The organism is Hymenobacter cyanobacteriorum, from assembly GCF_022631375.1.
Classification (GTDB): Bacteria; Bacteroidota; Bacteroidia; order Cytophagales; family Hymenobacteraceae; genus Hymenobacter; species Hymenobacter cyanobacteriorum.
The window spans coordinates 319,086-345,322 of record NZ_JALBGC010000002.1 but is presented as its reverse complement, the minus strand read 5'-3'; the positions used below and the strand labels follow the sequence as shown (position 1 = coordinate 345,322).

At 64.2% G+C, this 26,237-nt stretch carries 25 protein-coding genes; 6 read left to right on the top strand and 19 right to left on the bottom strand.

Annotation, left to right across the window (positions count from 1 at the left end):
• Positions 1-7: 7 nt before the first annotated feature.
• The 9 genes from MON38_RS06695 to MON38_RS06655 form a co-directional block, all read right to left on the bottom strand.
• Positions 8-982, bottom strand: a complete 975-nt coding sequence (locus MON38_RS06695) for an alpha/beta hydrolase (protein ID WP_241935384.1) — start codon at positions 980-982, stop codon at positions 8-10.
• Between the two features lie 219 nt (positions 983-1,201).
• Positions 1,202-2,383 carry a lysophospholipid acyltransferase family protein gene (locus MON38_RS06690; RefSeq protein WP_241935383.1) on the bottom strand — a complete coding sequence of 394 codons (1,182 nt, stop codon included), beginning with the start codon at positions 2,381-2,383 and terminating at the stop codon, positions 1,202-1,204.
• Positions 2,384-2,505: 122 nt separating this feature from the next.
• The gene (locus MON38_RS06685; protein ID WP_241935382.1) at positions 2,506-3,174 is read right to left on the bottom strand and encodes a YggS family pyridoxal phosphate-dependent enzyme; all 669 of its coding nucleotides are present in this window, start codon (positions 3,172-3,174) and stop codon (positions 2,506-2,508) included.
• Positions 3,175-3,306: 132 nt separating this feature from the next.
• Entirely contained in the window at positions 3,307-4,329 is a 1,023-nt protein-coding gene (locus MON38_RS06680) for a VWA domain-containing protein (RefSeq protein WP_241935381.1), read from the bottom strand.
• 104 nt (positions 4,330-4,433) lie between these two features.
• Positions 4,434-7,460 (bottom strand): T9SS type A sorting domain-containing protein, encoded by a 3,027-nt coding sequence (locus tag MON38_RS06675; protein ID WP_241935380.1) that lies wholly within the window; start codon positions 7,458-7,460, stop codon positions 4,434-4,436.
• A 270-nt stretch (positions 7,461-7,730) separates the two neighbouring features.
• A complete protein-coding gene (locus tag MON38_RS06670) occupies positions 7,731-8,666 on the bottom strand; it encodes a hypothetical protein (protein ID WP_241935379.1) in 936 nt (311 codons plus the stop codon).
• A 137-nt stretch (positions 8,667-8,803) separates the two neighbouring features.
• Positions 8,804-9,715 carry a helix-turn-helix domain-containing protein gene (locus MON38_RS06665; RefSeq protein WP_241935378.1) on the bottom strand — a complete coding sequence of 304 codons (912 nt, stop codon included), beginning with the start codon at positions 9,713-9,715 and terminating at the stop codon, positions 8,804-8,806.
• A complete protein-coding gene (locus MON38_RS06660; protein ID WP_241935377.1) occupies positions 9,712-10,686 on the bottom strand; it encodes an NADP-dependent oxidoreductase in 975 nt (324 codons plus the stop codon). The genes MON38_RS06665 and MON38_RS06660 overlap by 4 nt, the downstream gene beginning before the upstream one ends.
• Before the next feature lie 128 nt (positions 10,687-10,814).
• Positions 10,815-11,717: a DUF58 domain-containing protein gene (locus MON38_RS06655; protein WP_241935376.1), complete on the bottom strand. Its 903-nt coding sequence runs from the start codon at positions 11,715-11,717 to the stop codon at positions 10,815-10,817.
• Between the two features lie 111 nt (positions 11,718-11,828).
• Between MON38_RS06655 and MON38_RS06650 the strand changes: the two genes are divergently transcribed.
• The gene (locus MON38_RS06650; RefSeq protein ID WP_241935375.1) at positions 11,829-12,227 is read left to right on the top strand and encodes a DUF4296 domain-containing protein; all 399 of its coding nucleotides are present in this window, start codon (positions 11,829-11,831) and stop codon (positions 12,225-12,227) included.
• A gap of 2 nt (positions 12,228-12,229) precedes the next feature.
• On the opposite strand, the gene MON38_RS06645 is transcribed toward MON38_RS06650, so the two are convergent.
• The 6 genes from MON38_RS06645 to egtB all read right to left on the bottom strand — a co-directional run bounded on the left by MON38_RS06645 (position 12,230) and on the right by egtB (position 18,503).
• On the bottom strand, positions 12,230-12,574 hold the full coding sequence (locus tag MON38_RS06645; protein ID WP_241935374.1) for a tRNA-binding protein: 345 nt from the start codon (positions 12,572-12,574) through the stop codon (positions 12,230-12,232).
• Positions 12,575-12,583: 9 nt separating this feature from the next.
• Entirely contained in the window at positions 12,584-13,156 is a 573-nt protein-coding gene (locus tag MON38_RS06640; RefSeq protein WP_241935373.1) for a DUF922 domain-containing protein, read from the bottom strand.
• Between the two features lie 103 nt (positions 13,157-13,259).
• The gene (locus MON38_RS06635) at positions 13,260-14,624 is read right to left on the bottom strand and encodes an MATE family efflux transporter (RefSeq protein ID WP_241935372.1); all 1,365 of its coding nucleotides are present in this window, start codon (positions 14,622-14,624) and stop codon (positions 13,260-13,262) included.
• 137 nt (positions 14,625-14,761) lie between these two features.
• Positions 14,762-15,895, bottom strand: coding sequence for a pyridoxal phosphate-dependent aminotransferase (locus MON38_RS06630; protein WP_241935371.1), 1,134 nt, complete (start codon positions 15,893-15,895; stop codon positions 14,762-14,764).
• A 150-nt stretch (positions 15,896-16,045) separates the two neighbouring features.
• Positions 16,046-17,002, bottom strand: coding sequence for an L-histidine N(alpha)-methyltransferase (gene egtD, locus MON38_RS06625; RefSeq protein ID WP_241935370.1), 957 nt, complete (start codon positions 17,000-17,002; stop codon positions 16,046-16,048).
• 121 nt (positions 17,003-17,123) lie between these two features.
• Positions 17,124-18,503 carry an ergothioneine biosynthesis protein EgtB gene (gene egtB / locus MON38_RS06620; protein WP_241935369.1) on the bottom strand — a complete coding sequence of 460 codons (1,380 nt, stop codon included), beginning with the start codon at positions 18,501-18,503 and terminating at the stop codon, positions 17,124-17,126.
• 292 nt (positions 18,504-18,795) lie between these two features.
• On the opposite strand from egtB, the gene MON38_RS06615 reads away from it, so the two are divergent.
• From MON38_RS06615 to MON38_RS06600, 4 genes are all read left to right on the top strand, one after another.
• Complete coding sequence (locus tag MON38_RS06615; RefSeq protein WP_241935368.1) at positions 18,796-19,083, top strand: KGG domain-containing protein; 288 nt, start codon at positions 18,796-18,798, stop codon at positions 19,081-19,083.
• Between the two features lie 37 nt (positions 19,084-19,120).
• Positions 19,121-20,191 carry an o-succinylbenzoate synthase gene (locus MON38_RS06610; RefSeq protein ID WP_241935367.1) on the top strand — a complete coding sequence of 357 codons (1,071 nt, stop codon included), beginning with the start codon at positions 19,121-19,123 and terminating at the stop codon, positions 20,189-20,191.
• A 176-nt stretch (positions 20,192-20,367) separates the two neighbouring features.
• Positions 20,368-21,531, top strand: coding sequence for an aspartyl protease family protein (locus MON38_RS06605; protein ID WP_241935366.1), 1,164 nt, complete (start codon positions 20,368-20,370; stop codon positions 21,529-21,531).
• 61 nt (positions 21,532-21,592) lie between these two features.
• Positions 21,593-21,970 carry a DUF423 domain-containing protein gene (locus MON38_RS06600; RefSeq protein WP_241935365.1) on the top strand — a complete coding sequence of 126 codons (378 nt, stop codon included), beginning with the start codon at positions 21,593-21,595 and terminating at the stop codon, positions 21,968-21,970.
• 142 nt (positions 21,971-22,112) lie between these two features.
• On the opposite strand, the gene MON38_RS06595 is transcribed toward MON38_RS06600, so the two are convergent.
• The 4 genes from MON38_RS06595 to MON38_RS06580 form a co-directional block, all read right to left on the bottom strand.
• Positions 22,113-22,646: a DUF1573 domain-containing protein gene (locus tag MON38_RS06595; protein ID WP_241935364.1), complete on the bottom strand. Its 534-nt coding sequence runs from the start codon at positions 22,644-22,646 to the stop codon at positions 22,113-22,115.
• 135 nt (positions 22,647-22,781) lie between these two features.
• A complete protein-coding gene (locus tag MON38_RS06590; RefSeq protein WP_241935363.1) occupies positions 22,782-24,212 on the bottom strand; it encodes an ATP-dependent DNA helicase in 1,431 nt (476 codons plus the stop codon).
• A gap of 120 nt (positions 24,213-24,332) precedes the next feature.
• Positions 24,333-24,812: a CdiA C-terminal domain-containing protein gene (locus tag MON38_RS06585; protein ID WP_241935362.1), complete on the bottom strand. Its 480-nt coding sequence runs from the start codon at positions 24,810-24,812 to the stop codon at positions 24,333-24,335.
• Positions 24,809-25,273, bottom strand: coding sequence for a PaaI family thioesterase (locus tag MON38_RS06580; protein WP_241935361.1), 465 nt, complete (start codon positions 25,271-25,273; stop codon positions 24,809-24,811). Before MON38_RS06580 ends, MON38_RS06585 begins: the two co-directional genes overlap by 4 nt.
• 214 nt (positions 25,274-25,487) lie before the next feature.
• On the opposite strand from MON38_RS06580, the gene MON38_RS06575 reads away from it, so the two are divergent.
• The gene (locus tag MON38_RS06575; RefSeq protein ID WP_241935360.1) at positions 25,488-26,102 is read left to right on the top strand and encodes a DUF4126 domain-containing protein; all 615 of its coding nucleotides are present in this window, start codon (positions 25,488-25,490) and stop codon (positions 26,100-26,102) included.
• The last annotated feature ends 135 nt before the right edge of the window (positions 26,103-26,237 follow it).

The following is a 26,237-nucleotide window of genomic DNA, read 5'->3' as shown; positions in this document are numbered from 1 at the left end:
TGCCAGCCTACGCGGCCCGGCGGCGGGCGGTCACACGACGCGGCACCACGGGCAGCTGCACCACCGGCACCTCCTGCGCGGCCCAGGTATCAACCAGAAATTCGGCCACCTGGTCGAGGGCCTGGCGGGCTTCGGGCACCACGCGCCAGAACAGATGCCACCAATGCACCAGTCCTTCGAAGGGCTGCACCACCACGGGCACGCCGGCAGCGCGGGCTTTGTCGGCAAACTTCAGCACATCATCGTAAAGCACTTCGGCCGTCGAAATCTGGATGAGCAGCGGCGGCAGGCCGTGCAAATCGGCCTGCGCGGGCGAAAGCAAGGGGTGCGTAAGCGGCGTCTTGTGCGCGTAGAGCGGGCCCCAGGTGCGCATTTGCAGGGCTTCGAGCAGGAGGCCTTCTTCGCGGCAGATGCGGCGCAGAGCGGCGGTGGGCAGGTTCAGGTCGGTCCAGGGCGAGAGGCCGACGCCAGCGGCGGGCAGCGGTTCGCCGGCATCGCGCAGGGCCAGCAGCAGCGCGAGGGCCAGGCCACCACCGGCCGAGTCGCCGCCCACCACAATGTCGTGCGGCTGGTGGCCCTGGCGCAGCAGCCAGCGGTAGGCCCGCCGGGCATCGTCGAGCGCAGCTGGGAACGGGTGGTCGGGCGCTTTGCGGTAGTTGATGGTGAGCACGTTGAGGCCTGTGCGCTGGGCCAGGCTGCCCACCAGGCTGCGGTGGGTATTGAGCGAGCCCAGTACGTAGCCACCACCGTGCAGGTAAAGTAGTACGCGCGTGGGGTGCGCCGTGCGCGGCCGCAGCCACTCAGCTTCGAGCCGGTTATCGAGCTGAAAACTCTCCAGATTTACCTTCCAGGGCATGAACTGGAAGAGGGCCCCAGCCTCCATTGCCAGGCGAATGGCACCCACGCTGGGCTTGCGCCGGGCCAGCGGCACCGCCGCCGCGACGAGAAACTGCTTGAGCAGCAGGTGTTGGAACGAGGGCATGCGGGTGGGATTTGGGAGGGAGAGTGTGGGGTGCGCAGGATGCGCGGCGGGTGTGGGCAACCAGAACGTCATGCAGAGCGCAGCGAAGCATCTCGCGTGCTGCCACTAATTCAATCGTTGGCTACGCCGACCTTCGGTTCAACAGTTTTGATTACTACCCCACGCGAGATGCTTCGCTGCGCTCTGCATGACGTGCTTTCAATCTGTTGTCAACCAAACCTAGCTACTTCGGTAAGCCTTCTGCTTTTGGCCCAGCTTATTGCCTTTGTAGCCTTTGATGGCCAGCGGAATCCAGCCTAGCAACGGGATGAAGTAGGCCAGGGTTATGGGGTTGCGCCAGAGCATGCGCAGCCAGGCGCCGGGCTTGTCGAGCTGCATGCGGAAGTTGCGGCGGCCCTCCTTCACGTAGAGGCGCTCAAACTCGGTGAACACCGCCGGCCAAGCGAAGGGCAGGAAGAACGGGAAGAAGCGGCGGTTTTCCTTGATGCGCTGCCAGAGCTCGCCCCAGCGGTAGGGCTGCTGGCCGTGGGCAGCCACGGCGGCGTCCATTTCGCCCTGCATCTGCCGGCGGATTTGCTCGCTCAGGGCCAGGTATTCTTCGCGGCTCAGTTCATCAACGGTTTTATCGGTGAGGTCGGCGGGGCGGATGCGGGTGCCCATCACGAAGACGAGCTTAGCCGGAAAAGCCAGGTAAAAGGCCCAGGGCTGCACCAAAACCAGCAACAGCAACAGCGTGAGCGGTAGAAACGGGATGCCAATTTTCTTGGTCAGGTTGTTAATCCAGTCCCAGCTGTAGGCGTAGGGGTTGAGGTATTCGGCATTAATGGTGTAGAAGGGCACGATGTCGGTGCCGTGCTGCAGAGCCAGACGCACCATGCTGGTAGCCAGGCGCTGCAGCTCGTACTTGCGGTTGAACCCTTTGCCAATGCCGGGCACGCCCTCGGGATACAGCATCAGGTTGTGGTCCTGGTAGTACATCATGGTTTCGAAATTCAGCGTCGTGGCATCCACGCAGCCGCATTTTTTCCAGAAGTCTTTTACCAGGTAGGGGTTCATCAGGGCCGTTTGCGAGAGCAGCGGGGCCGAGAGCGGGCGCGGCAGGTCGCGCAGCGACTCGTGCTTGGGCAGGTAGCGAAACAGGTGCGACAGGGCCACAATGGCATCCCAGGGGAAGGCCATGCCGGAGTGGTTGCTGGCGAAAATCAGCGGCCGGTCGGGGTTGTTGCGCTGCGGAAAGTTTTCGAAGCCCACCAGCTCGGAGCGAAACCACACACGGTCGAGCAGCTGGAGGATGTTTTCGTCCACCGTGCGGGTGAATTCCTCCTCGAAATAGTCGTCGTAGATGTGCTGGTTGGCCACAATGGCCGGCGGGGGCAACGAAGACGCGGTGGTGGCAGGCATGGTGGGAATTTAGGGACGGAAGATAGGCGAATTTCTACCGTTGCGCTTCCGGGGCTGTTCTGAAAGCGGTTACCGCAGAGGGCGCAGAAGAGGGCGCAGAGGTTCGCAGAGCGCGGACGAGCCTACCCCCTACTCCCAAAAATGGCGCTGCCCACCCGCACCAGCGTGCTGCCTTCGGCCACGGCCAGCTGGTAGTCGCCGCTCATGCCCATCGAGATATCCTGGAAGGCGGGCGACTCGGCGAAATACTTGGCCTTGAGGTGGTCGAAGTAGCCGTGCAGGCGCTGGAACTCGCGGCGCAGCTGGTCGCGGTCGGAAGTGAAGGTGGCCACGCCCATCACGCCGGTGAGGCGCACGTGCGAAAGGTCGGGAAGCTCGGGCGAATCCAGGATTTCCTCGGCCTCGGCCAGCGTGAGGCCCGATTTGCTCTCCTCCTGCGCGATGTGAAATTGCAGCAGGCCGTTGATGACGCGGCGGTGGGCGGCGGCGTGCTTGTTGATTTCGCGCAGCAATTTCAGGCTGTCGATGCTCTGGATGGTGTTCACAAAGGGCGCCAGCAGCTTCACCTTGTTGGTTTGCAGCTGGCCGATGAGGTGCCACTCCACGTCGGCGGGCAGCTCGGGGTGCTTGGCAGCCATTTCCTGTGGCCGGTTCTCGCCAAAGCAGCGCGCGCCGGCCTCATACGCTTCCTGCAGGCGCTCGACGGGGTGGGTTTTGGTGACGACGCACAGGCGGGCTTTGGTGCCGGCCAGTTCGGCATTGATGCGTTGGATGTTTTCGGCGATGGACATGGGTAGGATGTGTAGATGTGATGAGTGTGAAAATGTGGGGAATTAGGCTGATTACCCGCGGGTGCTTCTTAACGCGTTTCCACACCAACAAGAATACATTTTCATATTTTCCATATTTATCACATCAAACAATCAATCCTCCAGCGGGTTGCTCAGAAATGTGTTTTTCAGCAGCAGCCAGAGTAGCCACAGGGCCACGCTGAGCCACAGATAGGGCCGGTACAGGTCGGTGATGTTGCGGTAGCGGAACTGCTTGATTTCGGACTTTTCGAGGCGGTTGATTTGGGCAAATACGTCGCGCAGCGCGCCCGTGTCGGTGGCCCGGAAGAAGCGGCCGTCGGCGGCGGCGGCGAGCTCGCGCATGGTGGTTTCGTCGAGGCGGGTGCTCACGTAGCGGGTGCGGCCCAGCGAATCCTGGCCGTAGGGCACAAAGCCGTCCTTGCCTAGCCCGATGGTGTAGAGCCGAATATTGAAGGCGTGAGCCAGTTGCGCGGCCAGCAGCGGGTCGAGGCTGCCGGCGTTGCTTTCGCCATCCGAAAGCAGGATGCATACCCGCGAGCGGGCCGTGGACTCGCGCAACCGGTTCACGGCCACGCCCAAGGCCGAGCCGATGGCTGTGCCGTCTTCCGCAATCAGGCCCAGGCGCAGGCTGGCGAGGTCTTCGCGCAGCAGGTCGTAGTCGGTGGTGAGGGGTGCGAGCGAGTAGGCTTCGCCGGCGAAGGCCACCAGCCCGAGGCGGTCGCCCACGCGGCTGTTCACGAAATCGGTGGCCAGCTTCTTGGCCGCTTCGAGCCGGGTGGGGCGCAGGTCCTGAATTTCCATCGAGCCCGACACATCCACGGCCAGCACGATGTCGATACCGCGGCCCGACTGCTCCACCCGCTCATCGGTTCGCTGCGGGCGGGCCAGGGCCACAATGCCGAAGCCCAGGGCCAGGGCCAGCACCACATCGGGCACAAAGCGCAGGGCCGCCGTCCAGTCGCGGGCAGCAGTACCGGGCGCGAGGGCCACCGCCACCTGCGCCCGCCGCCGGGCCAGCAGCCAGCGCAGGCCAAACAGCAGCGGCACGGCCGCCAGCAGCAGCAGCAAGCGCGGCTGCTGCCACTGGTAGCCGGCCAGCGTGGTGTAGCGCAGAAGGTTGAAAAAGTCGTTCAAGTAAACGCGAAAGTAGCGCGGACTTTCAGTCCGCGAGTGGAAGCACCGGTCGGTATGGCTTCCGCTCGCGGACTAAAAGTCCGCGCTACTGTTCTTTTCCTGCCCTATTCTTTCACCACGCGGCGGCGGACCAGCTGGCCGTTGGCGCGCACGGTGAGGACGTAAGTGCCGGGCGCTACCGCGGCGGGGATACTCACCTGCAACTGCCGGCCGGTGGTGGCTATGGTGCCGGCCCAGGCCCGGCGGCCCTGCGCATCTACCAGCTCTAAGCTAGCGCCGCTGGCAGCCGGCTGCGTTAGCTCAATATTGAGCTCGTGGCGGAACGGCACGGGGTACACGCTGCTGAGCAAGGCGTTGCCGGCGCTGGCCGCGGCGGCCAGGGCCACTGGGGCCGAGTAGGTAACGGTGCCGTCGGTATCAACCTGCCGCAGGCGGTAATAGTACGCCCCCAGGCCCGCCGTGGCATCGGGGAAAGTGTAGCTGCGCGCGCTGCTGCTGTTGCCGGCGGCGGCCACGCTGCCCACCTTCTGGTAATTCACTGCATCTATCGAGCGCTCCACTTCGAAGCGCGCCGAACGCTGCTCGCTGGCGGTTTGCCAGCGCACCGCAGCGCCTGATGCTTCGCGGGTAGCCGCCAAGCTGGTGAGCGTGACGGGCAGCGGCGTGGCCGGGTTGAAGATGGCCGACGTGAACAGGCCGCGGCCGTGCGTGGCGGCGGCCACCAGCTTGTCGCCGGCGCGGTAGCGCAGCATGTCCACGCGCACGTTCAGGGGGCCGTTGGTGATAGGATTCCAGGCGGTGCTGCTGCCGTTGAGGCGGTCGGTGGCGTACACGCCCATTTCGGTAGCCAGCAGGGCGCGGGTGGTATTGCGCGGGTCGAACAGGGCCCAGCGCACGGGCATGTCGGGCAGGGCGCCTTCCACGCTGGTCCAGGTAGGCGTGGCGGCATCGGCGTTGGTCGTTTCGAGCACACTCACAATGCCATAGTTCGAGAGCGTAACCAGCAGGTGCTGCTCGTTGCCGGGGTCGACGGCCACGCACGACACCGAAGTATTCACCGGGCCGGTATAGAGGGTTTTGATGGTAGGATTGTTCGTGTTGGCATTGTCGACCCGATAAAGCAGGCCCCCGTCGTTCACATTGGCCGTGAAGGAACTGCCCGTGCCCAGGTAAATGCGATTAGCTGTAAGCGGCGAAATGCCCACGAAGGCCACATCGCCGGAATTGGCCGGCAGCGCCGGGGTGTTGGTGCGGGCGTTATGGAAATTACTGGCCGTGAGCGGGTTGGTCCAGGCTAGGTAGGTGTTGGTATTCCAGCCAGCGTACAGCACGTTGGCTTGGCTGTCGTAGTCCCACGGATTAATGAAAGACCCTGACGAGGCACTCAATTCAAACTCGGTGAAACTCGCCCCGCCGTCGGTTGAGCGGAAGTAGTCGTTATAGACGTAGCTGGTGAATTGGTTGGATGCAACATCCTGGTCGATGGCCGACAAGCCGCCGTCGCCGCCAGTCACCTCCGTGGTCGCATTCACGCCGGCCGCCGTGAACTTGTGCGTGCCGTTGTCCTGGGCGCCGGCCAAAAAGTAATTCGCGTTGGTCGGATGCATCGCCACGCCGTAAAACTGGGTCACGTTCAGCCCGGCGTTGCCAGCCGTGAGCGTGGGAATAGCCGCCGTGGGGTTGGTGCTGGCATAAAATCCGCCATCGTTGCCAACGTATATTTTACTGCCCGAGCCATTCGGAAACGCAATGGCGTGCTGGTCGGCGTGCACGTCCTGAAAGCCAAACCCGCCGTACCAGTGCGTCACCTGCTGCCAGCTTACCGACGAAGCCGTGGCCGCCCCCGCGTTGGTGGTTTTGAACAGGTCGATGCCGCCCGCCCACAGCGTGTTCGGGTCGGTGGGCGACACGGCCAGCGGCAGGTCGTACCAGGCCTGACTGCGGGTGTAATCGGCGCCGATGCCCGTATCGGCATCGTTGGGCTTGGGCAGCGCCTGCCAGGTGGTGCCCCCGTCCAGCGAGCGGTAAATATCCAGAATGGGCGTCGAGGGGTCTGAAGACTGAAAGGCAGCGTACACGCGGGTAGCATCGGAAGGCGCGCAGGCCAACTCGATGCGCTCGTAGGTGCCGGAGGCGGGCGTGGGAAGTCCCGAACCGCTCAGGGCATTGAGGTTGGTCCACGACCCTGCGTCGCCCGTGCTGGAACGATAAATGCCGTCGGTATTAAAAATCCCGAACGAGACGAAAATTTTGTTATCGGCCGCAATCTCAATGTCCGACACCCGCGTCGAGGCCGAGGCCTGGCTAGTGGTGGTGTTCAATACCTGCGCCCAGGTACTGCCGCCATCCTTGCTGCGGTAGAGGCCGCCGCTGCGGGTGGCCGCGTACACATCTTTGGTCACCGGGTGCACCACAATTTTCTGAATGCGCCAGAAATCGGAATTGCTCACCGTGGCCGCCAGCGGGGCCCAGGTAGTGCCGCCATCGGTCGACTTGTAAATACCTGCGCCGCGGACGGCATCGAGGTTGAAAAAGCCTTCGCCGGTGCCGCAATACATCACCAGCGGGCTGGTGCCGGGCACGGCCGCCAGGGCCGACACGGCCAAATTATTGAAGTAGGAGTTGGCATTGGTCCAGGCAATGCTGCCCGAGGAAGCATTGGTGGCCTTCCAAAGGCCCCCGCCGGCCGCACCGGCCCACACGGTATTGCCGGTTGCATCGGTGGGGTCGACGAGCAGCGCAAGCAGGCGGCCGCCTACGTTGCTGGGGCCGCGCTCCACCCAGCTGGCATTGGCCAGGCCGGTGGTGGCGGTGCCGCGCTGGGCCAGGGCCAGGCTTTTCAGGCGGGCTTCGTTGTAGCGAGCGGCATCGAGCAGGCGCTCGGTGGGAACGGTGCCGGTCGCGGGGTCGCGCGTGCGGTCCATGTCCTGCAGCAGGGCCAGGTCGGGCCGGTCGGGCCGGGGCCGGTCGGCATCGTTTTCTTCGTCTTCGCCTTCCAATTCGGCCATCCAGCCGGGCGCGTGGCGGCCTGTCGCAGGCAACGACAGGTGAAAGCTGCCACTAAACAGTAGCCCCAGCAAGCCCACCGCAAAGCCTTGGCGCAACCGATAAGGAGAGAAGAAGTTCATCATAAATACACCGTAAAGTTCAAAAATCAGAAAAACGAACTTCAAACATACCTATTTTTATTAACAATCATTTTCACGGCGCTTGTATCATTTAATTGCTGATTTTGCACGGCTCCAAAACCATTACTAATATCACGGATTATCTTGAAATAATTAATACAATATTAACTATTTATTTAAATCAAATTATATCATACAACAAAAATAACAGGCCGCCCACGCGCCTCTCCGGCGCAGGCAAAAAGTATCGTATATGCATTCGCTGCGGCTTCCCTACCCCACTACCGAGGCGTAGCGCCGCTCGGCAAAGCCGCGCAGGCGCTGGAAGGCGCGGTCGACTTCCTCGGCCCCCTCAGTTTGCAGGTTGCCGTAGATGACGCGGTCGGTGGTACTCAGGGCCTGGCGCACGTCGGCGTCGTTCTCAAAGTAGGCCACGATTTCGCGGGTCGTGAACGAGTTGAGGGCGCTGTTTTCGAGGCCGGCGAGGTAGTTTTTCCAGAGCACCACGGCCCGCTCCACGTTGGTGGCCGAGCGCGACAGCTCGAACCGCTCGACGTGCCGCGCAAACTGGGCCAGGAAATAGCCGTGGTTTTTGCGCTGCTTGTAGGCCCGGTAGCGCCGCACCAGCCGCCGCCGGAACAGCGCCGCCCCACCCGCCAGCAGCACCAGCCCGGCCGCCAGCCCGGCCAGCCAGTAGGGGTAGTTGAACGCCGGCGGCACGGGTTCCAGCGTCAGGTGCTGGCGCAGCGGCGGTAGGGCGGCGGTGCCCGGCGGCAGGGGCGCGGCCGTGCGGCGCAGGCCCACGCGGCTGGGCACGGGCAGCACGCTCAAGGTATCGGGGCCCTGCAGCACGGCCACGGGCAGCGCCAGGGTTTGCACCGAGTCGAGCCGGAAGGTGCGCAGGTGGTACACGGCCCGGTCCAGGCTCACGCCACGCCGGGTGCGCGTGGGGTAAAACGTTTTGCCCGCGTACTCGAACGGCGCAAACCGGGCCAGCGAGTCCGGAAACACCACCTCCAGGCCCGGGGCGTGGGCGTAGCGCAGCTCGTAATCGAGCGGCTCGCCCACGCGCACCGTAGCTTGCAGAAAGCGGCCCTGGGGCTGCGGCAGCGGAGCAGGAAGCGTTTGGGTGGCCCGTCCCGGCGCCGGCAGCAACAGCAGCCCCACCGGCAGCAGCCGGCACAAACGCGGAAGAAGGCGAAACGGCATAGCGGGCAGGGCGGGCAAGTTCCCAAATGTAGCAGGGCGCCCGCTTTGGCCGCGGGCACCCTAGCAGAAAAGCCTATCCGGCAGCTGCCCGGTCCGGCCTGCGCGTGCCGTATTTTACCTACGCCTCCCCGTTTTGTTCAGCCCTGAAAAGTGGCCCTGAATGCCAGCGGCGACAGGCTGGTTTTGGCCTTGAACAGCTTGCTGAACGAGGGCAAGTGCTCGAATCCCAGCTCGTAGGCAATTTCACTCACGGTGAGGGTGGTGGCCGAGAGCTTTTCCTTGGCTTTGGCGATGAGGTGGGCGTGGATGTGCTGCTGCGTGTTCTGGCCGGTGAGCACGCGCAGCAGGTTGCTCAGGTACTTGGGCGACAGGTGCAGGTCGTCGGCGAGGGCGTGCACGGTGGGCAAGCCGGTTTCGGCCAGGCTGGGGCGGTTGAAGTGGGCCTGCAGCAGGGTTTCCAGGCGCTCGAGCACCTCGTGGTTGGCCTTTTCGCGGGTCAGGAACTGGCGGTTGTAATACCGGTCGGCGTATTGCAGCAGGCTTTCGAGGTGCGCCACGATGATGGGCTTGCTAAACCGGTCGATGGCAGACATATACTCCTGCTCGATGGCCAAGACGAGGCTTAGGATGGCCGCCTCTTCCCTGGCCGACAGAAACAGGCCCTCCTTGAGCGAATAATCCCAGAAATCGTACTGCTGAATGGTTTTGGCCAGCGGCGTATTCCACAGGAAATCGGGATGGAGATAGATGACCCAGCCCGATTTTTCCACCGCCTCGGCCGGGTTGGCCACCGCCATGCTGAACACTTGGTTGGGGGCCATAAACGACATAACGCCTTCGTTGAAATCGAACGGATGCTGCCCGTACTTCATCTCGACGTTGTGCATCCGCTTCACCGAGATGGAGTAGAAGTCGAAGACCATGCTCGTGGGCTCCGGGCCGTAGCGGTGCGGCACGGTGCCCACGTCCACCACGCTTAGGAGCGGATGCTGGGGCTTGGGCAACTGCACAAACTCGTGAAACTCGCTGATGGTGCGAAAGCGCTTCATGCCGGCTCGTCGTCGGGGCGAATTTGCAGCACCAACTTGCCTTGTACGTGCCAGGTCTGGCTTTCGCGGTGGGCCTCGGCCACCTGCGCCAAGGGGAATACGTTGCTGATGAACACCTTTACCTGGCCCGCGTCAATCAGGTCGGCCATTGCCCGCAGCCACTCCTGCCGGGGCTGGTTGTTCGAGAGCGCGCCTGTGGCCTGCTGCCGGGCCAGGGCCGCGTGCATCGCCTCATCGAAGGGAAAATCGACGTTGACGCTGACGAAAATGCCGCCGGCCTTCAGCGTGCGCACGGCTTTGGCGCGCGCCGCGTTGTCGCGCAGCGGCGAGGCTTCCAGCACCAGGTCCATGTCGCGCACCAGGTCCTCCACCGGCTGGCTCCGGTAGTCATACACCTCATCGGCGCCCAGCTGCCGCAGGTGGGCGAGGCTGCCCGCCGAGGCGGTGCCGATGACGTAGGCGCCCTTGGCCTTGGCAAACTGCACGGCAAACCCACCCACACCGCCCGAAGCGCCCTGAATGAGCACGCGCTGGCCCGCCTGCAGCCGCCCATGCTCGAAGAGGGCCGTCCAGGCCGTGAGGCCGGCCAGCGGCACGCCCGCCGCTTCGCTGAAGCGCAGGCTCTGGGGCTTGAGGGCAAACTGGCTGGCTTTGGCGGCGCAGTATTCGGCGTAGCTGCCGTCGCCGGGGAAGTTGGGCTCGCCGTACACGGCATCGCCAATTTGGAAGCCGGCAACGGCGCTGCCCACCGCCGCTACCACGCCGGCCGCGTCCCAGCCCAGGGTCATGGGCAGGGTCAGGTAAGCCCGCAGCGCGTCGTTGCCGCCTTCGCGCACCACCCAGTCCACCGGGTTCACGCCGCTGGCGTACACTTTGACGAGGATTTCGTCGGCTGCTGGCACTGGCAAGGCCACTTCTTCTAGTTGGAGGACTTCCGGCCCGCCAAAGGCATGAATTCTTATGGCTTTCATTAGGAGTTCTTTTCGGTTTGTTGACGATACAAAGGTCTGACCCTCCGAAAAAGCCGGCTTAACCAAACTGCCTTTTGTCTTAGCCAAAACGGCGCCGCGCGGCGCCGCCAAGTACCGCCCGGCCGCCCCTACCCCCGCCGGCCCGACTGCTGGCGGTGCCGGAACAAGTTCACGAGCTGGGGCACGAAGTCCCCCTCGGTGCTCAGGGCCAGAAAGCCGGTGCGGGTGCGGCGGCATAGGTTCACGAGCTCGGCCTCGTGGCGGTCGGCGGCGGCCTCGATGCTGGCCCGGAAGGCGGCGGCCGAGGTGTTCACCCAGCGCACCTGGCCGGTTTCAGCGTCGCGCAGGGGCACGATGCCCAGGGCCGGGAAGCGGCGCTCGCGCGGGGCCAGCAGCTGCACCACAATCAGGTCGTGGCGCTGGGCCAGCATGGTGAGCTCGCGCTCATAATTCCCATCGATGAAATCGGACACGAGCACCACCAGCGTGCGCCGCTTCAGCAGCCCCAGCGCCTGCCGGATGCCAGCGGCCAGCCCCGTGCGCTGCGATGCGGGCTGCAGGCTGAACAGCCGGTTAATCAGGGCATAAGCGGCGCGGGGGCCTTTGGCGGCCGGCAGGTACAGCTCCTGCTGGTCGGAGAAAGCCAGCAGGCCCAGGGCCGAGCCCTGCCGGGCGGCCGAGAGGGCCAGCAGCCCGGCAATGTCGCGAGCTACGTCGAGCTTGCGGCGCTGGCCGTCGCCCACGTCGAGCGAGCCGCTCACGTCGAGCAGCACCAGCACCTGCTGCTCCTTTTCCTCCTTGTAGGTTTTCACGAAGGTGCCGTGGCCCTTGCTGCTCACGGCCCAGTCGATGGCGCGCACCTCGTCGCCGTACTGGTACAGGCGCACGTCGTCAAACTCCAGGCCGGTGCCCTTGAACACGGAGTGGAAATCGCCCTGCAGCTGGGCCTCCACCGCCTTGCGAATGCGGATTTCGAGGTGGCGCAGGCGGCGCACCAGTTCGGTGAGGGCCAGGGGCACGGAGGGATTCATGAGATATAGCTATTAGCCATTAGCTTTTAGCTGACAGCTGCCGTTGGGCGGGCCCAAAGCTAACAGCCGGCCGCTAATGGCTAACCGCTACCCGGCGGCTAACTTTGCGGTGTGAAAACATTTTGCCGCTGCGGCCTGCCCTCGCTCCTGCCCATTCTGCTGCTGGCCCTGGCCGCCTGCCAGCGCCCCGAAGAAGCTCCCCAGCCCGCCGACCTGCTCCCCAAAGAGCGCATGGTGCCCCTGCTGGCCGACCTGCACCAGCTCGAAGCCCAGGTCGAAAACAGCCGGCTTGCGCCCGATTCGGCCCGCGCCCTGTTTCTGGCGCAGCAGAAAAGCCTGTACTGGAAATGGCAGGTCACCGATTCGGCCCTGCAGCACAGCTACCGCTACTACAGCGCGCACGGCAAGGACCTGCCCGACATGTACCAAGCCGTTGTCGACACGCTGAAAGAACGGCAGAAGAAGTACGCACCGCTGCCAGTAGGGCCACCGGCCGTGCCGCACGGGTAGCTTCACACCAGCCGCTGGCCGTTGGGCACGGGGCCGGCCACGGCGGCCAGCACAATGTGGCCATCGGCATCGGCGAAGCCGGTGACCAGCACTTCGGAGCGGAATTTCCCGATTTGCTTGGGCGGGAAATTCACCACGGCCAGCACCTGGCGGCCGGGCAGCTCGGCCAGCGAATAATGGTGGGTAATCTGGGCGCTGGACTTTTTCAGGCCGATGGCGGAGCCGAAGTCGATGAGCAGCTGGTAGGCCGGGCGGCGCGCTTCGGGAAAAGCGCGCGCCTCCACGATGGTGCCCACGCGCAGGTCGACGCGCTCGAACTCGGCCCAGGAAAGTGCGTTATCCGGCATGGGGCGGGGCTATTGGGCGAAGGGCTTGAGCATGTCCAGCTTGGCGGCGGTCTGCTTTTCCCAGGCGGCCTGGCGGGCGGCGTTCAGGCCGTGGTTGGTTTCCTGGTCGTAGCGGTTCTGCTCGTTGTCCCAAGCCGCATACACCAGCTTGGTGGTGTTGTTGAAGCCCGGCTGCAGCTTCTCGCAGTTGGCCTTGGCGGCGAACAACTGAAGCTTCTGGCGCATGATGCGCGTATACACCTCCGTGATGTCGAAGTGCAGCTGCTCGTGCCGCAGCAAGGTTTCCGAAGCTGTTTTAGGGTTGCGAAACCACGACGTATTGGGGTCGAAGGTGGCCGTAACGGTGCTGCTGAATACGTAGTCCTTGCAGGCCGCATCGGCTTTGATGTTAGACGAAGTAGAGGCTGACAACGGGTCGCCCAGTGGGGCGCGGGCCTGGAAATCGGCCAGCGTGAGGCGGCGTTCGGCCGACCAAGTTATCAGCGGGGCAGCGGGTTTGGCCGCCGGGGCCTGGCGGGCTGGGCCAGCCGCGGGGCTTTGCAGCAGCCCAACCAACAGCAGTGGAAAAAGGAATGAATGCATCGAAAATAGGGAAAAGACAGCCGTGATTTATTGGCTGTCATCCTGCGTTGCGCTCAGGATGACAGCCAATAAATGAGCGTCGGTCAAAAACCGTTCCGCCCCGCTACACCAGCTCCGGGGCAGGCACGGGGGCTACGTATTCGGGCGCGGTTTCGCGGCGGAAGCGCACTATGAGCACCACAGCCACGATGCTGAGGCCGACGAGCAGGCCGGTCCACACCCCGGGCGCGCCCAGGCGCAGGCCGAAGCCCAGCCAGTAGCCCAGCGGCAGGGCCACGGCCCAGTAAGCCAACAGCGCCACCACCGAGGGCACCTTCACGTCGCCGAGCCCGCGCAGCGCGCCTAGCCCCACCACCTGCAAGCCGTCGGACACCTGAAACAGGGCCGCAATCAGCAGCAGGGTGCCGGCCTGGGCCACCACGGCCGGGTCGTGGCTATACAGCAGCGGCGCGTGGTGGCGGAACACGATAAACAGCAGTCCCATGCTGCCCATGAAGGCAAAGCCCAGCACGTAGGCCGCCGCGCCGGCCAGGCGCGCCTCGGCCCGGCTGCCCGCGCCCGACAGCCGCCCCACCCGAATGGTGGCCGCCGCCGCAATGCCGCTGGCCGCCATGTAGGTCATCGAAGCCAGGTTGATGGCGACCTGGTGGGCGGCCAGCGGCACCGCGCCCAGCCAGCCAATCATGATGGCCGCCAGGGCAAAAGCCCCAACTTCGAAAGCCATTTGCACGCCAATGGGCGCGCCCAGGTCGAAGAGGCGCAGCAGCGTGGGGCCGTCGGGTAGCCAGTTTTGAATAGCGGCCCGCACGCCGGCCAGGCGCGGGGCCAGCAGTACGTAGGCCCCCATTAGCAGGGCCATCAGCCAGCGCGAAATGAGCGTGGCCCAGGCCGCGCCCATCATGCCCAGCGCGGGCGCGCCCCAGTTCCCAAAAATGAGGGCGTAGCACAAGGCCGCGTTCACCACGTTGGCCCCGATGGACAGCCACATGGCCTGCCGCGTGAGGCCCAGCCCTTCGGCAAATTCGCGGAAGCCCTGAAACAGCATCAGCGGCAGAAACGACCAGCTAATGACCCGCACCCAAGGCGCGGCCAGGGCCTGCACTTCGGGCGGCTGGCCCAGAAAGTGCAGCAGCGTGGGCACCAGCTGCCCCAGCCCTGCCAGCGCCAAGCCGGCCAGCGCGCTCAGCCACACCGACGATACCAGCAGCCGGGCCAAGTCGACAGAGTCACGGCGGCCATCGGCGGCGGCCACCAGGGGCACGCTGCCCATGCTCAGGCCAATACCCAGAATCATGATGACATTCACGCTGTTCACGCCCAGGCTCACAGCGGCCAGCGGCACCGTGCCCAGCTTGCCCACCAGCACCGAATCGACAAACCCTACCAGAATGTGCCCCACCTGCGACAGCACCACCGGGTAGGCCAGCAGCATTGTCGGCCGCCAGTGCGGCCGTAATTTCTCCAACATAACGCCTGTTTTTAATTGGGGCAAAGGTACGCCGACCGTTTTCGGGCCAGAAGTGTCGGGGCGGGGCCGGCCCTAGTCTGGGTAGTCGTACCGTTTCAACAAGGCCGTTCAACGACGGGCGGGGACAAGCCCCGCCCCTACTCGCTTACCAGCCCGGCCCGCAGCCGCACCAGCGCCTCCGTCAGCACCTTTTCCGGCACCGCGTAGGAGAGGCGGACGAAGCCCGGCGCGCCGCAGGTAGCGCCATCTACCACTTCCACGCCGGCCGCCGCCAGCTGCCGCACCAGCGCCGCCGAGGCGTCAGCGGGCGGCAGGCCAGCCGGCAGAAAGCGGCGGAAATCGGCAAACACGTAATAAGTGCCTTCGGGCGCAGCTACTGCCTCGGCCCCGGGCAGGGCCGCTAGGCCGTCGAGCAGCTGTTGCCGGGTGGGCTGCAGCTGCGCGCACAGCACCGCGCCAATGGCTTCGGCGTGCTCGGTGGCGGCCAGCGCGGCTAGCTGGACGGGCACGGGCACGGCCACGCCGGTGGCAAACAGCCGCGCCGCCACGGCCGCCGCCAGCGCGGGTGGGGCCGCCAGGCAGCCCACGCCCCAGCCCGCCAGCGCCAGCGACTTCGAAAACCCGCTCACCACCACGTGCCGGGCGTGGCTGCCCGGCTGGGCCAGCAGCGTGGGCACCGGCGCGGCCCCAAAGCTGATGCCCTCGTAAATCTCGTCGCTCAGCACCCAAAGGCCCGGAAATTCGGCCGTGACAGCCAGCAGGCCGGCCCACTCTGCGGCCGAAAGCACCCGGCCGGTGGGGTTGTTGGGGTTGCTGAGGATGAGCAGGCGCGTGGCCGGCGTGAGGGCCGCCCGCAGCGCCTCCGGCGTGAGGTTGTAATTGTCAGCGGCATCCAACAGCAGCGTCCGCAGCTGGCCCCCGGCCCGGCGCACCAGCTCGCCAAAGCCGAACCAGTTGGGCGTGGGCAGCAGCACGTCGTCGCCGGGCTGCAGCAGCTCGCTCAGCACGGCGAAGAGGCCGGTTTTGGCTCCGGCCGTCACCAGCACGTTTTCGGCTTCCACGCCCGGCGCACCCCGGCGGCGGTAGCGGGCCGCCAGGGCCGCCCGCAGCGCGGGCAAGCCGGCGGCCGGGGCCACGGCCAGCGGTGCGGCCTGTTGTCCGGCCGTAGCCAGCGCGGCAATGGCAGCAGCCAGTGCTACCGGAGGAACGGCAAAGTGGCCGTAGCCCGAGGCCAGGCTGAGGAGCGGAATTGAAGAAGCAGCGTCAGACATGACAGGTTGGTAAATGGACAATGAAAAACGTCATGCTGAGCCTGCCGAAGCATCTCTACCGCAATACTAAAGTTAATTAGTTGCGCAGTAGAGATGCTTCGGCAGGCTCAGCATGACGTTCTGTTTTATCAGACTCTACTTTCTCCGCTACTACCGCGCGGCCAGCACCACGTCGGCAAAGTCGCCGGCGCCGTCGGTGAAAAAGTCGACCACCCGCAGGCCTGCCTCGGCGGCCAGGGCTTCAATCTGGGGGCGGGTGAATTTGTAAGAGTTTTCGGTATGAATAACCTCCCAGGCCGCGAAGTGCACCGTCGTTTCCAACGCTTCGAAGTGAATATTCTGCGCCTCGGTGCTCACAAGGAACGAGCGCACGGCCCCGGTCAGGGGCTCGTAGTCGGTGTAGTGCTGCCAGCGGGCCAGGTCGAAATCGGCCCCCAGCTCGCGGTTGAGGCGGGTGAGCAGGTTCAGGTTGAAGGCGGCCGTGATGCCCTGCGCGTCGTCGTAGGCTGCCCGAATGCGGCGCGGGTCCTTCCGCAAATCAAACCCGATGAGCAGGCGGTCATCGGCCCCGAGCGGGGTGGCCAGCTGGCGCAGGAAATCGAGCCGCTCGGCCGGCCCGAAGTTGCCGATGTTCGAGCCCAGAAACAGCACCGCTTTGCGGCCGGGCTGGGTGCGCAGCTGGTCAAGCGCGTCGGCGTAGCTCTCCACTACGGGCACCACGCGCAAGGCCGGCAGCTCGGCGGCCAGCGTGGCCACCAGCCCGCTCATGGCCCCGGCCGAAATATCGACGGGGGCATAGGTGAAGTCAGAATTGGCAGCCAGCAGCTCGCGCAGCAGCAGCTTGGTTTTGGCGCCATCGCCAGCTCCCAGCTCCACCAGTGTAAACGGCTCGCCGGCGGTGCCGCCCAGCGCCGCCCCAATGGCCGCCCCGTGCGTCCGGAAAATGGCAAATTCGGCCCGCGTGGGGTAATACTCAGGCAGCGCCATTATTTGCTGAAACAGGCGGCTGCCCGCGTCGTCGTAGAAATACATCGACGACAGCGCTTTGGGGTTACGGGCCAGGCCTTCGGCCACGTGCCGGGCCAGGTCGGTCAATTCAGTTGTCATGTAACAAGTAACATGTAGCAGTTGCCGACTTTGCGCGCCCGGCTACTTGTGGTAGTTGGCCGGACGGAAAGGCAGCAGCAGTGCGGATGGGAAAAGAAGCGGAAGAAAGAACTGTTAAATGTTACTGGTCAGACGACCGGGCCAGCCGCAGGCCCGTGAACTGCCAGCGCTTGTCGGCGTGAAAAAAATTGCGGTAGCTGATGCGAATGTGGCTTTCGGGCGTGGCACACGAGCCGCCGCGCAGCACCAGCTGGTTCACCATAAACTTGCCGTTGTACTCGCCCAGCGCCCCGGCGGCGCGGGTGTAGCCCGGGTAGGCGTGGTAGGCCGAGTAGGTCCATTCCCAGCAGTCGCCCAGCAGCTGGTGGCATTGGGTGGGGTCGGCATCGGCGGGCAAAGGCTGCGGGTCGAATAGGCTGCTTTCGAGCCAGGTGCCGGCGGCGGTAGTGGGTTCGAAGTGGCGGGCAGCGGCTTCCCACTCGGCCTCGGTGGGCAGGCGCGCCCCGGCCCAGTTGGCGTAGGCGTCGGCCTCGTAAAAGCTGATGTGCGTGACCGGCGCGGCCAGTTCCACCGGCCGCAGCCCGTGGTGCGTGAAGCGGAACCAGCCGCCTTGCTGCCGCACCCAGTACAGCGGGGCTTCCCAGCCTTGCGCCTGCGCCAGGTCCCAGCCCTCTCCCATCCAGTAGCGGAAATCGCGGTAGCCCCCGGCCTCGATGAAAGCCAGGTATTCGGCGTTGGTCACGAGGCGGTTTTGCAGCTCGAAGGGCACCAGCAGCACGTCGTGGGCCGCCAGTTCATTATCGAAGCAAAACCCTTCCTCCTGAAACCCAATGCGGTGTACCCCGCCCGGCACCGGCAGCCACTGCGCTGCGCTCGTGGAGTTAAAAGTTAAAAGTGAGGAATTAAGAATTGATTCGGCAGATGCTTCGGCTTCAGTTGAATTAACCCTTAGCTCTTCACTTTTAACTTTTAACTCCAAATAAGCCGGGGCCAGCGGGCTGGTGCTGAGAATGTACTTGATGTCGGTGGCCAGCAGCTCCTGGTGCTGCTGCTCGTGCTGCAGGCCCAGCTCCAGCAGCTCGAAAAACACTTCGGGCAGGCTGGCCTCATTTTCCAGCAGGGCCAGCAGGGCAGCATCGACGTGGGCGCGGTAGGCTAGCACCTCGGCCAGGGCCGGGCGCGAGAGCGTGCCGCGGTCGGCGCGGTTCACGCGCGAGCCCAGCGAGTTGTAGTAGGAATTGAACAGGTAGGCGTACTGCGGGTGGAATTCCTGGTAGCCCGGCGCGTACTCGCGCAGCAGAAACGTTTCCCAAAACCAGGTGGTGTGGGCCAGGTGCCACTTGGGCGGGCTCACGTCGAGCGTGGGCTGCACCACCGTGTCTTCGGGCAGCAGGGGGGCGCACAGGACCGTGCTCTGGGCACGCACGGCGCGGTAGCGAACGGCCCAGGCCGGAAGCGCAGCGGCAGAAACAGGCGGCGAGAAGGTAGCGGTGTTGGGCATAAATCGGCGGGCGGTTGAGGCGGGGCGAAGCAGTTTTCAATTGCTAACCGCAAGCCGGGGCCGGAGGTTACGGTCCGGCCACCTCAAGCCAGTTGCGGCGTTGGCTAAACCGGCCCGTCTACTGTCCAGATAAACACGCAGCAGCTCCTCATTAATACGTAGAAGCTCCTCCGTATAAAGTGGCATTTATGCCAGATGGTATTGACTATACCGAACCTAATTCGTGAATTTGTGTACTACTAGCCCGGGTTTTACGGCCCGTTTCATCGCATTTTTCCTCCTTTCCTTTCCCATGGTCGCCAACTCCACCGCCGCCTCGTCGGCTACGCCCGCTCCTACGCCTGCTGCCAAGGCCGCTACCCGCCCCGCCAACCGCGTGGGCACCAAAAGCCGCCGCGGTTTCGCCGCCATGAGCCCCGAAACCCAGCGCCGCATTGCCAGCGAAGGCGGCAAAGCCTCGCACGCCAGCGGCCGCGGCCACCGCTTCTCGGCCGATGAGGCCCGCGACGCCGGCCGCAAAGGCGGCCTCGTGAGCCGCCGCGGCAAAGCCACCAACGGCAACGGCAACGCTAACGCTTAAGCCTGCGGGTACCACCGGGCGGCCGCATCTTTGCGGCATGTTGCACCTTCAGTTCTCTCAGCGCGTCCTGCGCTTCAATTTTCCGGCCCGCACTTCGCGCGGGGCTCTGGCCGAACACGTGGCCTGGTACCTGCACCTCGCCCACTCCGATAATCCCGCGATAATCGGAGTGGGCGAGGCTGCGCCATTGGCGGGCCTCAGTCCCGACTACGGCCCGGGCTTTGCCGGAGCCATTGCGGGCCTGTGCGAGCGCGTGAACGCGGCCGGGCTCGATGCACTGGCCTTGGCAGAGGTGCCGGCGCTGGTTGGCCCCGGGTGGCCGGCCCTCACGTTCGCGCTCGAAACTGCCGTGCTCGACCTGGCCAACGGCGGCCGGCAGCAGCTCTACGTCAACGCGTTCAGCCAGGGCCGCGAAGCGTTGCCTATCAACGGCTTGGTGTGGATGGGCGATGCCGGCTTCATGCGCGAGCAGATTCAGCAGAAGCTGGCGGCGGGCTACTCCTGCCTCAAGCTAAAGATTGGCAGCCTGGATTTTGCTACCGAGCTGGCCATCATTGCGGAAATCCGCGCCGTAGCCGGCCCCGAACAGCTCACCCTCCGCGTCGATGCCAACGGCGCTTTTGGGCCGGCCGATGCCCCGCGCAAGCTGGCGCAGCTGGCCGAGTTTGGGCTGCATTCCATCGAGCAGCCCATTGCGGCCGGGCAGGCGGCTGCCCTGGCCGCCCTCTGCCGTGTTTCGCCCCTGCCCATTGCTCTCGATGAAGAGCTGATTGGCGTGACCGACCCGGCCACCCAGGCAGCGCTGCTCGATGACCTCCGGCCGGCTTACATCGTGCTCAAGCCCACCTTGCTGGGCGGCCACGCCGCCACCCGCCATTGGATTGCCCTGGCCGAAGCGCGCGGCCTGGGCTGGTGGCTCACCTCGGCCCTGGAATCGAACGTGGGCCTGAATGCCGTGGCCCAGCTCACGGGCGAATACGATGTGCACGGCTTTCCGCAGGGCCTGGGCACCGGCCAGCTCTACCATAACAATGTTGAAGCGCCGCTGCACGTGAGCGGCGGGGCCCTGCGCTACGACCCGGCCGGCCCTTGGGAATTGCCGGAGTAGGCGGCTGTTGGCCATGTGCTGCGATAAGCATAACTTTTCGCGTTACTTGCGGCCTATTCAACAGCCTTATAATCATGCTCAGTCTGCGTGCGGTGTGTTTGCTGCTTTGCCTGGCGCTATGGGGCCTGGGTGGCACTGCGGTTCGCGCGCAGGCTCCTCCCAATTCAGCACCCTTTGTGCTGGAAAATCCCCGGCACCAGCGGGTCTTCATTCCGGTACAGGTGCAGCGCAATCTGCTGGTTATTTCGGCCTACATCAACGGCCGCGGCCCTTACAATTTCCTGCTCGATACCGGGGTGGCCATGTCCATTCTCACCTCGAACACCCTGGCCGATTCGTTGGGCCTGCGCCACGGCGAGCAATTGCGCATTGTGGGGGCTGGGGGCGGCGATACCGGCCTGCTGGCCTACCAGGCCGACAGTGTGCGCATCAGCATGCCCGGCGTGGTGGCCTCGCGCATGAGCTGGGTGGTGCTGGCCGATAACCTGCTCGACCTTTCCGGCTTCGTGGGCACCCGTATTCACGGCATCATCGGGTCGGAGCTGTTTCGCAGCTTCGTGGTTACGCTGCTGGTCGAAGAGGGGCGCATTGAGCTCACCAATCCGGCGGCTTACCGTGCGCCCCGTGGCCGGCGCTGGACCAGCCTTCCGCTTTCGCTGGAACGCAACAAAGCGTACATCACCACGCCGGTGCAGCTCAACGACACGCTCACCATGCCCCTGAAGCTGGTGCTCGACACCGGGGCCAGCCACGCGCTGTCGCTGGAACTCGACTCGAACCCGCACCTGGTGGGGCCGGCCCAACGCCTGCCCACCGACCTCGGCCGTGGCCTCTCCGGCATCGTGCGCGGCTATCTGGGCCGCGTGCCAAAGCTCCGGCTGGGGCGCTACGAGTTGCGCTCGGTGCTCACCTCTTACCCCGAGGCCGGCGATGTACACCGCCGCATCGACGTGCCCCGCAACGGCAACGTGGGGTATGAGCTGCTCAAACGCTTCACCACCGTCATCGATTACCCGCACCAGCGCCTGCTGCTGCGGCCCAACATGCGCTTCCGCGATGCGTTCGAGCACGACATGTGCGGCATCGACCTGCTGGCCACAGGCACCGATTATCGCCGCTTCCTGGTGTTGCGGGTGATGCCTGATTCGCCGGCGGCCCTGGCTGGTTTGCGCGTCGACGACGAGCTCATCAGCATCAACCTGCTGCCGGCCAGCGCTTATTCGCTCACCGAGCTCAGCCGCATCATGCACTCGCAGGATGGCCGCACCCTGTTCCTCGTGTTGCGCCGCGCCGATGGCGAGCTGCTTTCTACCACCCTGCGCCTCAAACGCCAGATTTAGGTTGTTGACCGGCCCGCGGCCGTACCTTCGGGCCACCATTCATCATCCCGTTTTCTAGTTTATGACTGCTCGACTTTTGCTCCAGCTGGCCGGCCTGTTTGGCGCGCTGGGCGTGGCCATCGGGGCCTTCGGGGCCCACGCCCTGCACGACACGCTGGTGCGCGCCGGCCGCCTCGACACCTTCGAAACCGCCGTGCGCTACCAGTTTTACCACGCCCTGGCCCTGCTGGCCATTGGGGCGCTGTGGGCGGCCCGGCCCGAGCTGCGCGCCCTGGGCACCACCGGCATGCTGTGGGCCGGCGGCATCGTGGTGTTCAGCGGCTCGCTCTATGCACTGTGTTTCACGGGCATTACCAAGCTGGGGGCGGTGGCCCCCATCGGCGGCCTGCTGCTACTGGGCGGCTGGGTGAGCCTGCTGCTGGCCGTGCGCGAGCTGTAGTCGCAATTGGCAACGATAAAAAAAGGCCTTCCGCACGTGCGGAAGGCCTTTTTTGTTGTTTCGACGGAGGGGGGAATCTGGATAAATCCGGAAAACGATATTTCCTCAGATTCCTCCTGCGTCGGAATGACAAATTGAAAAGTTAGTTTTTCACTTTGGCTTTCATTTTGCCGGCGTCGCCTTTCACTTTGGTTTTGTTGCCGTCGTCTTTCATTTTCACGTCGCCCGACGTGGTCATGGCGGGCGTAGCGTTGGCCGTCGCGGCGGCCTCTTTCACTTCGCCAACCAGCGACACGGTGGTGCTGCCAGCGGTGGCGTTCGACTCAATGGTCAGCACTTTGTTCTGCATGCCCATTTTGCCGGTCGAGTTGAAGTGGGCCGAGATGGTGCCGGTTTTGCCGGGCAGCACGGGGGCTTTGGTCCATTCCGGAGTAGTGCAGCCGCAGCTCACGCCAATGTTGGAGATGACGAGGGGGGCGGTGCCCGTGTTCTTGAACTTAAAGGTGTGGTCGACGGTGCCACCGGCTACCACCGAGCCGAAGTCGTATTTCACTTCTTCGAAGGTGATGGCGGGGCCGGCGACCGGGCCCACCGGCTTAGCGGCCGTGGTCTGGGCGTGGGTGGTGGTGTAGGCAGCAGCCGTCAGGCTCAGGGCGAGAAGCAAGGTTTTTTTCATGGGATGCAATTGAAAAGAGGGATGATGAAGGGTTGGCGTTGAACAAATTTAGGGTTTTCGCCGGGCCTCGCAAATTTACGACCAAAGTGCGCCGCCCTTCCTGAAGACCCGATGAAGCCCGGTTCGGTTCCCGGGCTAGTCTTCGGGCGGCGGGTCGCCCACCAGCTGCTGCTGGAAATTGAGCAGAAACAGCCGCTCCGAGGCCCGCGTGATGGCGGTGTAGAGCCAGCGGGCAAACTCGCCGGCCAGCGGCTCGTCGGGTTTCAGAAAGCCGTGGTCGACGAACACGGCCTGCCACTGCCCGCCCTGAGCCTTGTGGCACGTCAGGGCGTAGGCAAATTTTATCTGCAAGGCGTTCAGGTACGGGTCCTTGCGCATTTCCTTGTAGCGCTCGGCCTTGGTGGGCAGGTGGGCATAATCCTCGCTCACGGCCAGGTACAGGGCGTTGTTGCGGTCGGAAGGCAGGGCCGGGCTTTCGGTGTGCAGCGTGTCGAGCAGCAGCTTCACCTCGATTTCGGGCTCGTCGGGGTAGTCCACCAGCCGCACCTGGGCCTGCGCGAAGTGGAAGCCGTACATCTCCTCACGCCGAATAACCTTGCTGATTTGCAGGAAGTCGCCGTTGGCCAGAAAGCCGATTTCTGAATCCTTCGGCAGCCAGAAATAGTTGTTGCGCACCACCATCAGGTAGTCGCCGCCCTCAATCTCCTCCTCCGCATCAAACAAGGCCCGCCGGATGAGCTGGTTGTACTGGTTGGCGTTGCGGTTTGAGCGGCAGATGATGGTGGTATTTTCGTGGCCGTAGTTGCGGTAGGCCCAGCGCAGGCCGTCCTCCAGCTTGTCGCCGCCCATCTTGAAAATGTCGCGGAAGCCCTGCGTGTGCAGCTGAATCTTGGGCACTTCCTCGCGCAATTCCTCACGCAATTCCGTGGCATTCACCAAAATACCCGATTCCTGGGCTTGGCGCATCACCTGGCGCAGTTCCACGTGGTTCACGTCGGCCCGGAAGCGGTGGGCCAGCAGCTCGGGGTCGAGGGCCGGGCTCAGAAGCTGGCCCACCGGCGGCAGCTGCGCGGTATCGCCGATGAGCAGCAGCTTGTTGCTCGTTTTCTCGAACACGAAACCCATCAAATCATCAAGCAGCCCGTTTTCGCCGAAAGCTTTCTCGTCCGAAATCATCGAGGCCTCGTCCACGATGTAGAGCGTTTGCTCCACGCGGTTGGGCTGGCGCTGGAAGTTGAGCCGCTCGCTGGGCGCGCCGCTGGTCTGGCGGTAAATCTTCTTGTGAATGGTGCTGGCGGCCACGCCCGCGTAGCCGGCCATCACCTTCGCTGCGCGCCCCGTCGGGGCCATCAGGGTGTATTTGCGCTGCATTTTGTGCAGCCACTGCACCAGCGCGCTCACCACGGTGGTTTTGCCGGTGCCCGCGTAGCCGCGCAGCACAAATACCTTGCGGCCCGGCAGCTGGTCTTTCAGGAAAGCATCGAGCTGGGTAAAAAGCAGGGCCTGGTCGTCGGTGGGCGCGTAGGGGAAATAGTCGCGAACGGACGGGGTGCGGAGGGAAAGCATCAGCGAAAAAGGAAAGCGGCGGGGTGAACTTCGTCCGCCAAAAGTGCGTATATTTGTATCGGATGGGGTGAAAGCCCTGACCCCCCGGGGAGATGCAGCATGCTGCGCTCCCCATTTTTTTTAGCCCATTTTGCCGCGAAAGGTATTGTTAAGAATTTCGGGCCGGCTGAAATGGTGCAACACATCGGCGAGCAAAACGGCTACTTCCAGAATATTTTCGGCCCGGCGCACCCGGCCGTGAATGGCCTGCTCCAGCACTTGAATGTCGAACTCTTCAACCACTTGCAGTAGCACCCGGGCAGCCTGACGGTTGGCTCCCCGCAAGGCACGGTCAATGGCGTTGGCGGTGCGGCCTTCGGGCACTTTAAACTCCCATTCTACCCCATTGCGGCTGGCATCAGGGCTTTTCACATTTCGTAAATCCAACACCGGCAGCAAACGCACCCGTTCCCCGCGCGCCGCCAGAAACAGGGCAATGGGAATATTCTGCCGGCTTTCGAGCTTGCCGTGGGTTTCGTGCATATCCACAAAGCTGCCATCCACTCCCTGAAAGAGCCGGAAATAGCCAGCCAGCGGCCCGTCCTCCCCGGCGCTACTCACGGCTGCGGGGCAGGCTCCACCACCGCCATGGTGGCGCTGGCTTTGGCAATTAGCAGCTCGTCGCACCATACTTCGGCCTCGCAGAAATGCAGGCGGCGGCCAGCCTTCAGCACCCAGCCAATGGCCCGCAGGCGCTGCCCCACGCCGGGGTGCAGGTACGACACGCGCAAATCGGCCGTGACAAGGCCGTAATTATCCGGGATGAGGGTAACGGCCGAAAAACCCGCCACGAGGTCGGCGAGCGTGGCCACCAGGCCGCCGTGCGCGAAACCGCGCTGCTGCTGGTGCTGCTGCTGTAAGGCCAGCTCGGCCTCGACGCGGCCGGACGTGATGACAGTAAGGTCGGCCCCGATGAGGTGCATGAAATGCTGGCGCTCCAGCTTGCGCCGGATGCGGATTTCGAGGTCGCTGGAGGCGTCAGAATTAATATTTTCGGTAGATGATTGATTAACAGAAGACACGAACTGAGAAAGTTGAGTTAAGTAAAAGCGGAGACTATGGACAAGCACCGCAAATTTTTATACCGCCTTGTACCAAGCCAAAGCCGTTTTAACTTTTTAGACCTGTAAAACGGCTTTGGTGAGGTGACAGAGGCATTCGGGCGCCCGTTCCGCCAAAGGTACTGGCTTGGCTGCCGGGCCCCTATCTTTCGGCCTTACTTTCGCTTCGAACGCCATGATGGAACCCGGGCCGGCCATGCAGTATGTAGTAGCGGGCGCGCTGGGCCTGGGGCTGGCGGCGTGCAGCGGCTTCCGGGTGTTTGTGCCGCTGCTGGCAGCCAGCCTGGCCTACCATACCGGCTACCTCGCACCGGCAGCGGGCTTTGCCTGGCTGGGAACCTGGGCGGCCCTTATCGCACTGACCACAGCCACCGTGGCCGAAATCGCGGGCTACTACGTGCCCTTCGTCGACCACCTGCTCGATACCATCACCACGCCGGCTTCTTTTATTGCGGGCACCATTCTGATGACATCGGCTCTCCCCCACCTCGACCCCACGCTGCGCTGGACCCTAGGCATGCTGGTAGGCGGTGGTACGGCCGGGCTGGTGCAAACCGGCACTGCCCTGCTGCGCGGTGCTTCCACGGCTACTACTGGTGGCCTGGGCAACCCGGTGCTGGCGACCGTCGAAAACACGGCGGCCGTGGGCGGCGTGGTCCTCACGCTGCTGTTGCCGCTGCTGGCGGCGGGGATGGTAGTGCTGCTGCTCGTGTATATTCTCAGCCGGTTGCGGCGCTGGCGGGCGCGGCGCCGGGCTGCCAAGGTGCCATTGGCTTCCACGCCGCGTTAAAACGTAGGCGTGCTCTTGGTTAAAAAGCTGGCAGTAGGTGCGCAGCAGCGGCAGCTTCATTTTTTCATCATGTAGGCAAAACAATGTGGCGGGCGGGCCGTTAGTCGGGCAAGCCCATTGGGCTGTTCCTTTTCG

Coding starts and splice junctions, on each gene's coding strand:
- MON38_RS06695 (WP_241935384.1), bottom strand. CDS start 982: ATGCCCTCGTTCCAACACCTGCTGCTCAAGCAGTTTCTCGTCGCGGCG.
- MON38_RS06690 (WP_241935383.1), bottom strand. CDS start 2,383: ATGCCTGCCACCACCGCGTCTTCGTTGCCCCCGCCGGCCATTGTGGCC.
- MON38_RS06685 (WP_241935382.1), bottom strand. CDS start 3,174: ATGTCCATCGCCGAAAACATCCAACGCATCAATGCCGAACTGGCCGGC.
- MON38_RS06675 (WP_241935380.1), bottom strand. CDS start 7,460: ATGATGAACTTCTTCTCTCCTTATCGGTTGCGCCAAGGCTTTGCGGTG.
- MON38_RS06670 (WP_241935379.1), bottom strand. CDS start 8,666: ATGCCGTTTCGCCTTCTTCCGCGTTTGTGCCGGCTGCTGCCGGTGGGG.
- MON38_RS06665 (WP_241935378.1), bottom strand. CDS start 9,715: ATGAAGCGCTTTCGCACCATCAGCGAGTTTCACGAGTTTGTGCAGTTG.
- MON38_RS06660 (WP_241935377.1), bottom strand. CDS start 10,686: ATGAAAGCCATAAGAATTCATGCCTTTGGCGGGCCGGAAGTCCTCCAA.
- MON38_RS06655 (WP_241935376.1), bottom strand. CDS start 11,717: ATGAATCCCTCCGTGCCCCTGGCCCTCACCGAACTGGTGCGCCGCCTG.
- MON38_RS06645 (WP_241935374.1), bottom strand. CDS start 12,574: ATGCCGGATAACGCACTTTCCTGGGCCGAGTTCGAGCGCGTCGACCTG.
- MON38_RS06640 (WP_241935373.1), bottom strand. CDS start 13,156: ATGCATTCATTCCTTTTTCCACTGCTGTTGGTTGGGCTGCTGCAAAGC.
- MON38_RS06635 (WP_241935372.1), bottom strand. CDS start 14,624: ATGTTGGAGAAATTACGGCCGCACTGGCGGCCGACAATGCTGCTGGCC.
- MON38_RS06630 (WP_241935371.1), bottom strand. CDS start 15,895: ATGTCTGACGCTGCTTCTTCAATTCCGCTCCTCAGCCTGGCCTCGGGC.
- egtD (WP_241935370.1), bottom strand. CDS start 17,002: ATGACAACTGAATTGACCGACCTGGCCCGGCACGTGGCCGAAGGCCTG.
- egtB (WP_241935369.1), bottom strand. CDS start 18,503: ATGCCCAACACCGCTACCTTCTCGCCGCCTGTTTCTGCCGCTGCGCTT.
- MON38_RS06615 (WP_241935368.1), top strand. CDS start 18,796: ATGGTCGCCAACTCCACCGCCGCCTCGTCGGCTACGCCCGCTCCTACG.
- MON38_RS06610 (WP_241935367.1), top strand. CDS start 19,121: ATGTTGCACCTTCAGTTCTCTCAGCGCGTCCTGCGCTTCAATTTTCCG.
- MON38_RS06600 (WP_241935365.1), top strand. CDS start 21,593: ATGACTGCTCGACTTTTGCTCCAGCTGGCCGGCCTGTTTGGCGCGCTG.
- MON38_RS06595 (WP_241935364.1), bottom strand. CDS start 22,646: ATGAAAAAAACCTTGCTTCTCGCCCTGAGCCTGACGGCTGCTGCCTAC.
- MON38_RS06590 (WP_241935363.1), bottom strand. CDS start 24,212: ATGCTTTCCCTCCGCACCCCGTCCGTTCGCGACTATTTCCCCTACGCG.
- MON38_RS06575 (WP_241935360.1), top strand. CDS start 25,488: ATGATGGAACCCGGGCCGGCCATGCAGTATGTAGTAGCGGGCGCGCTG.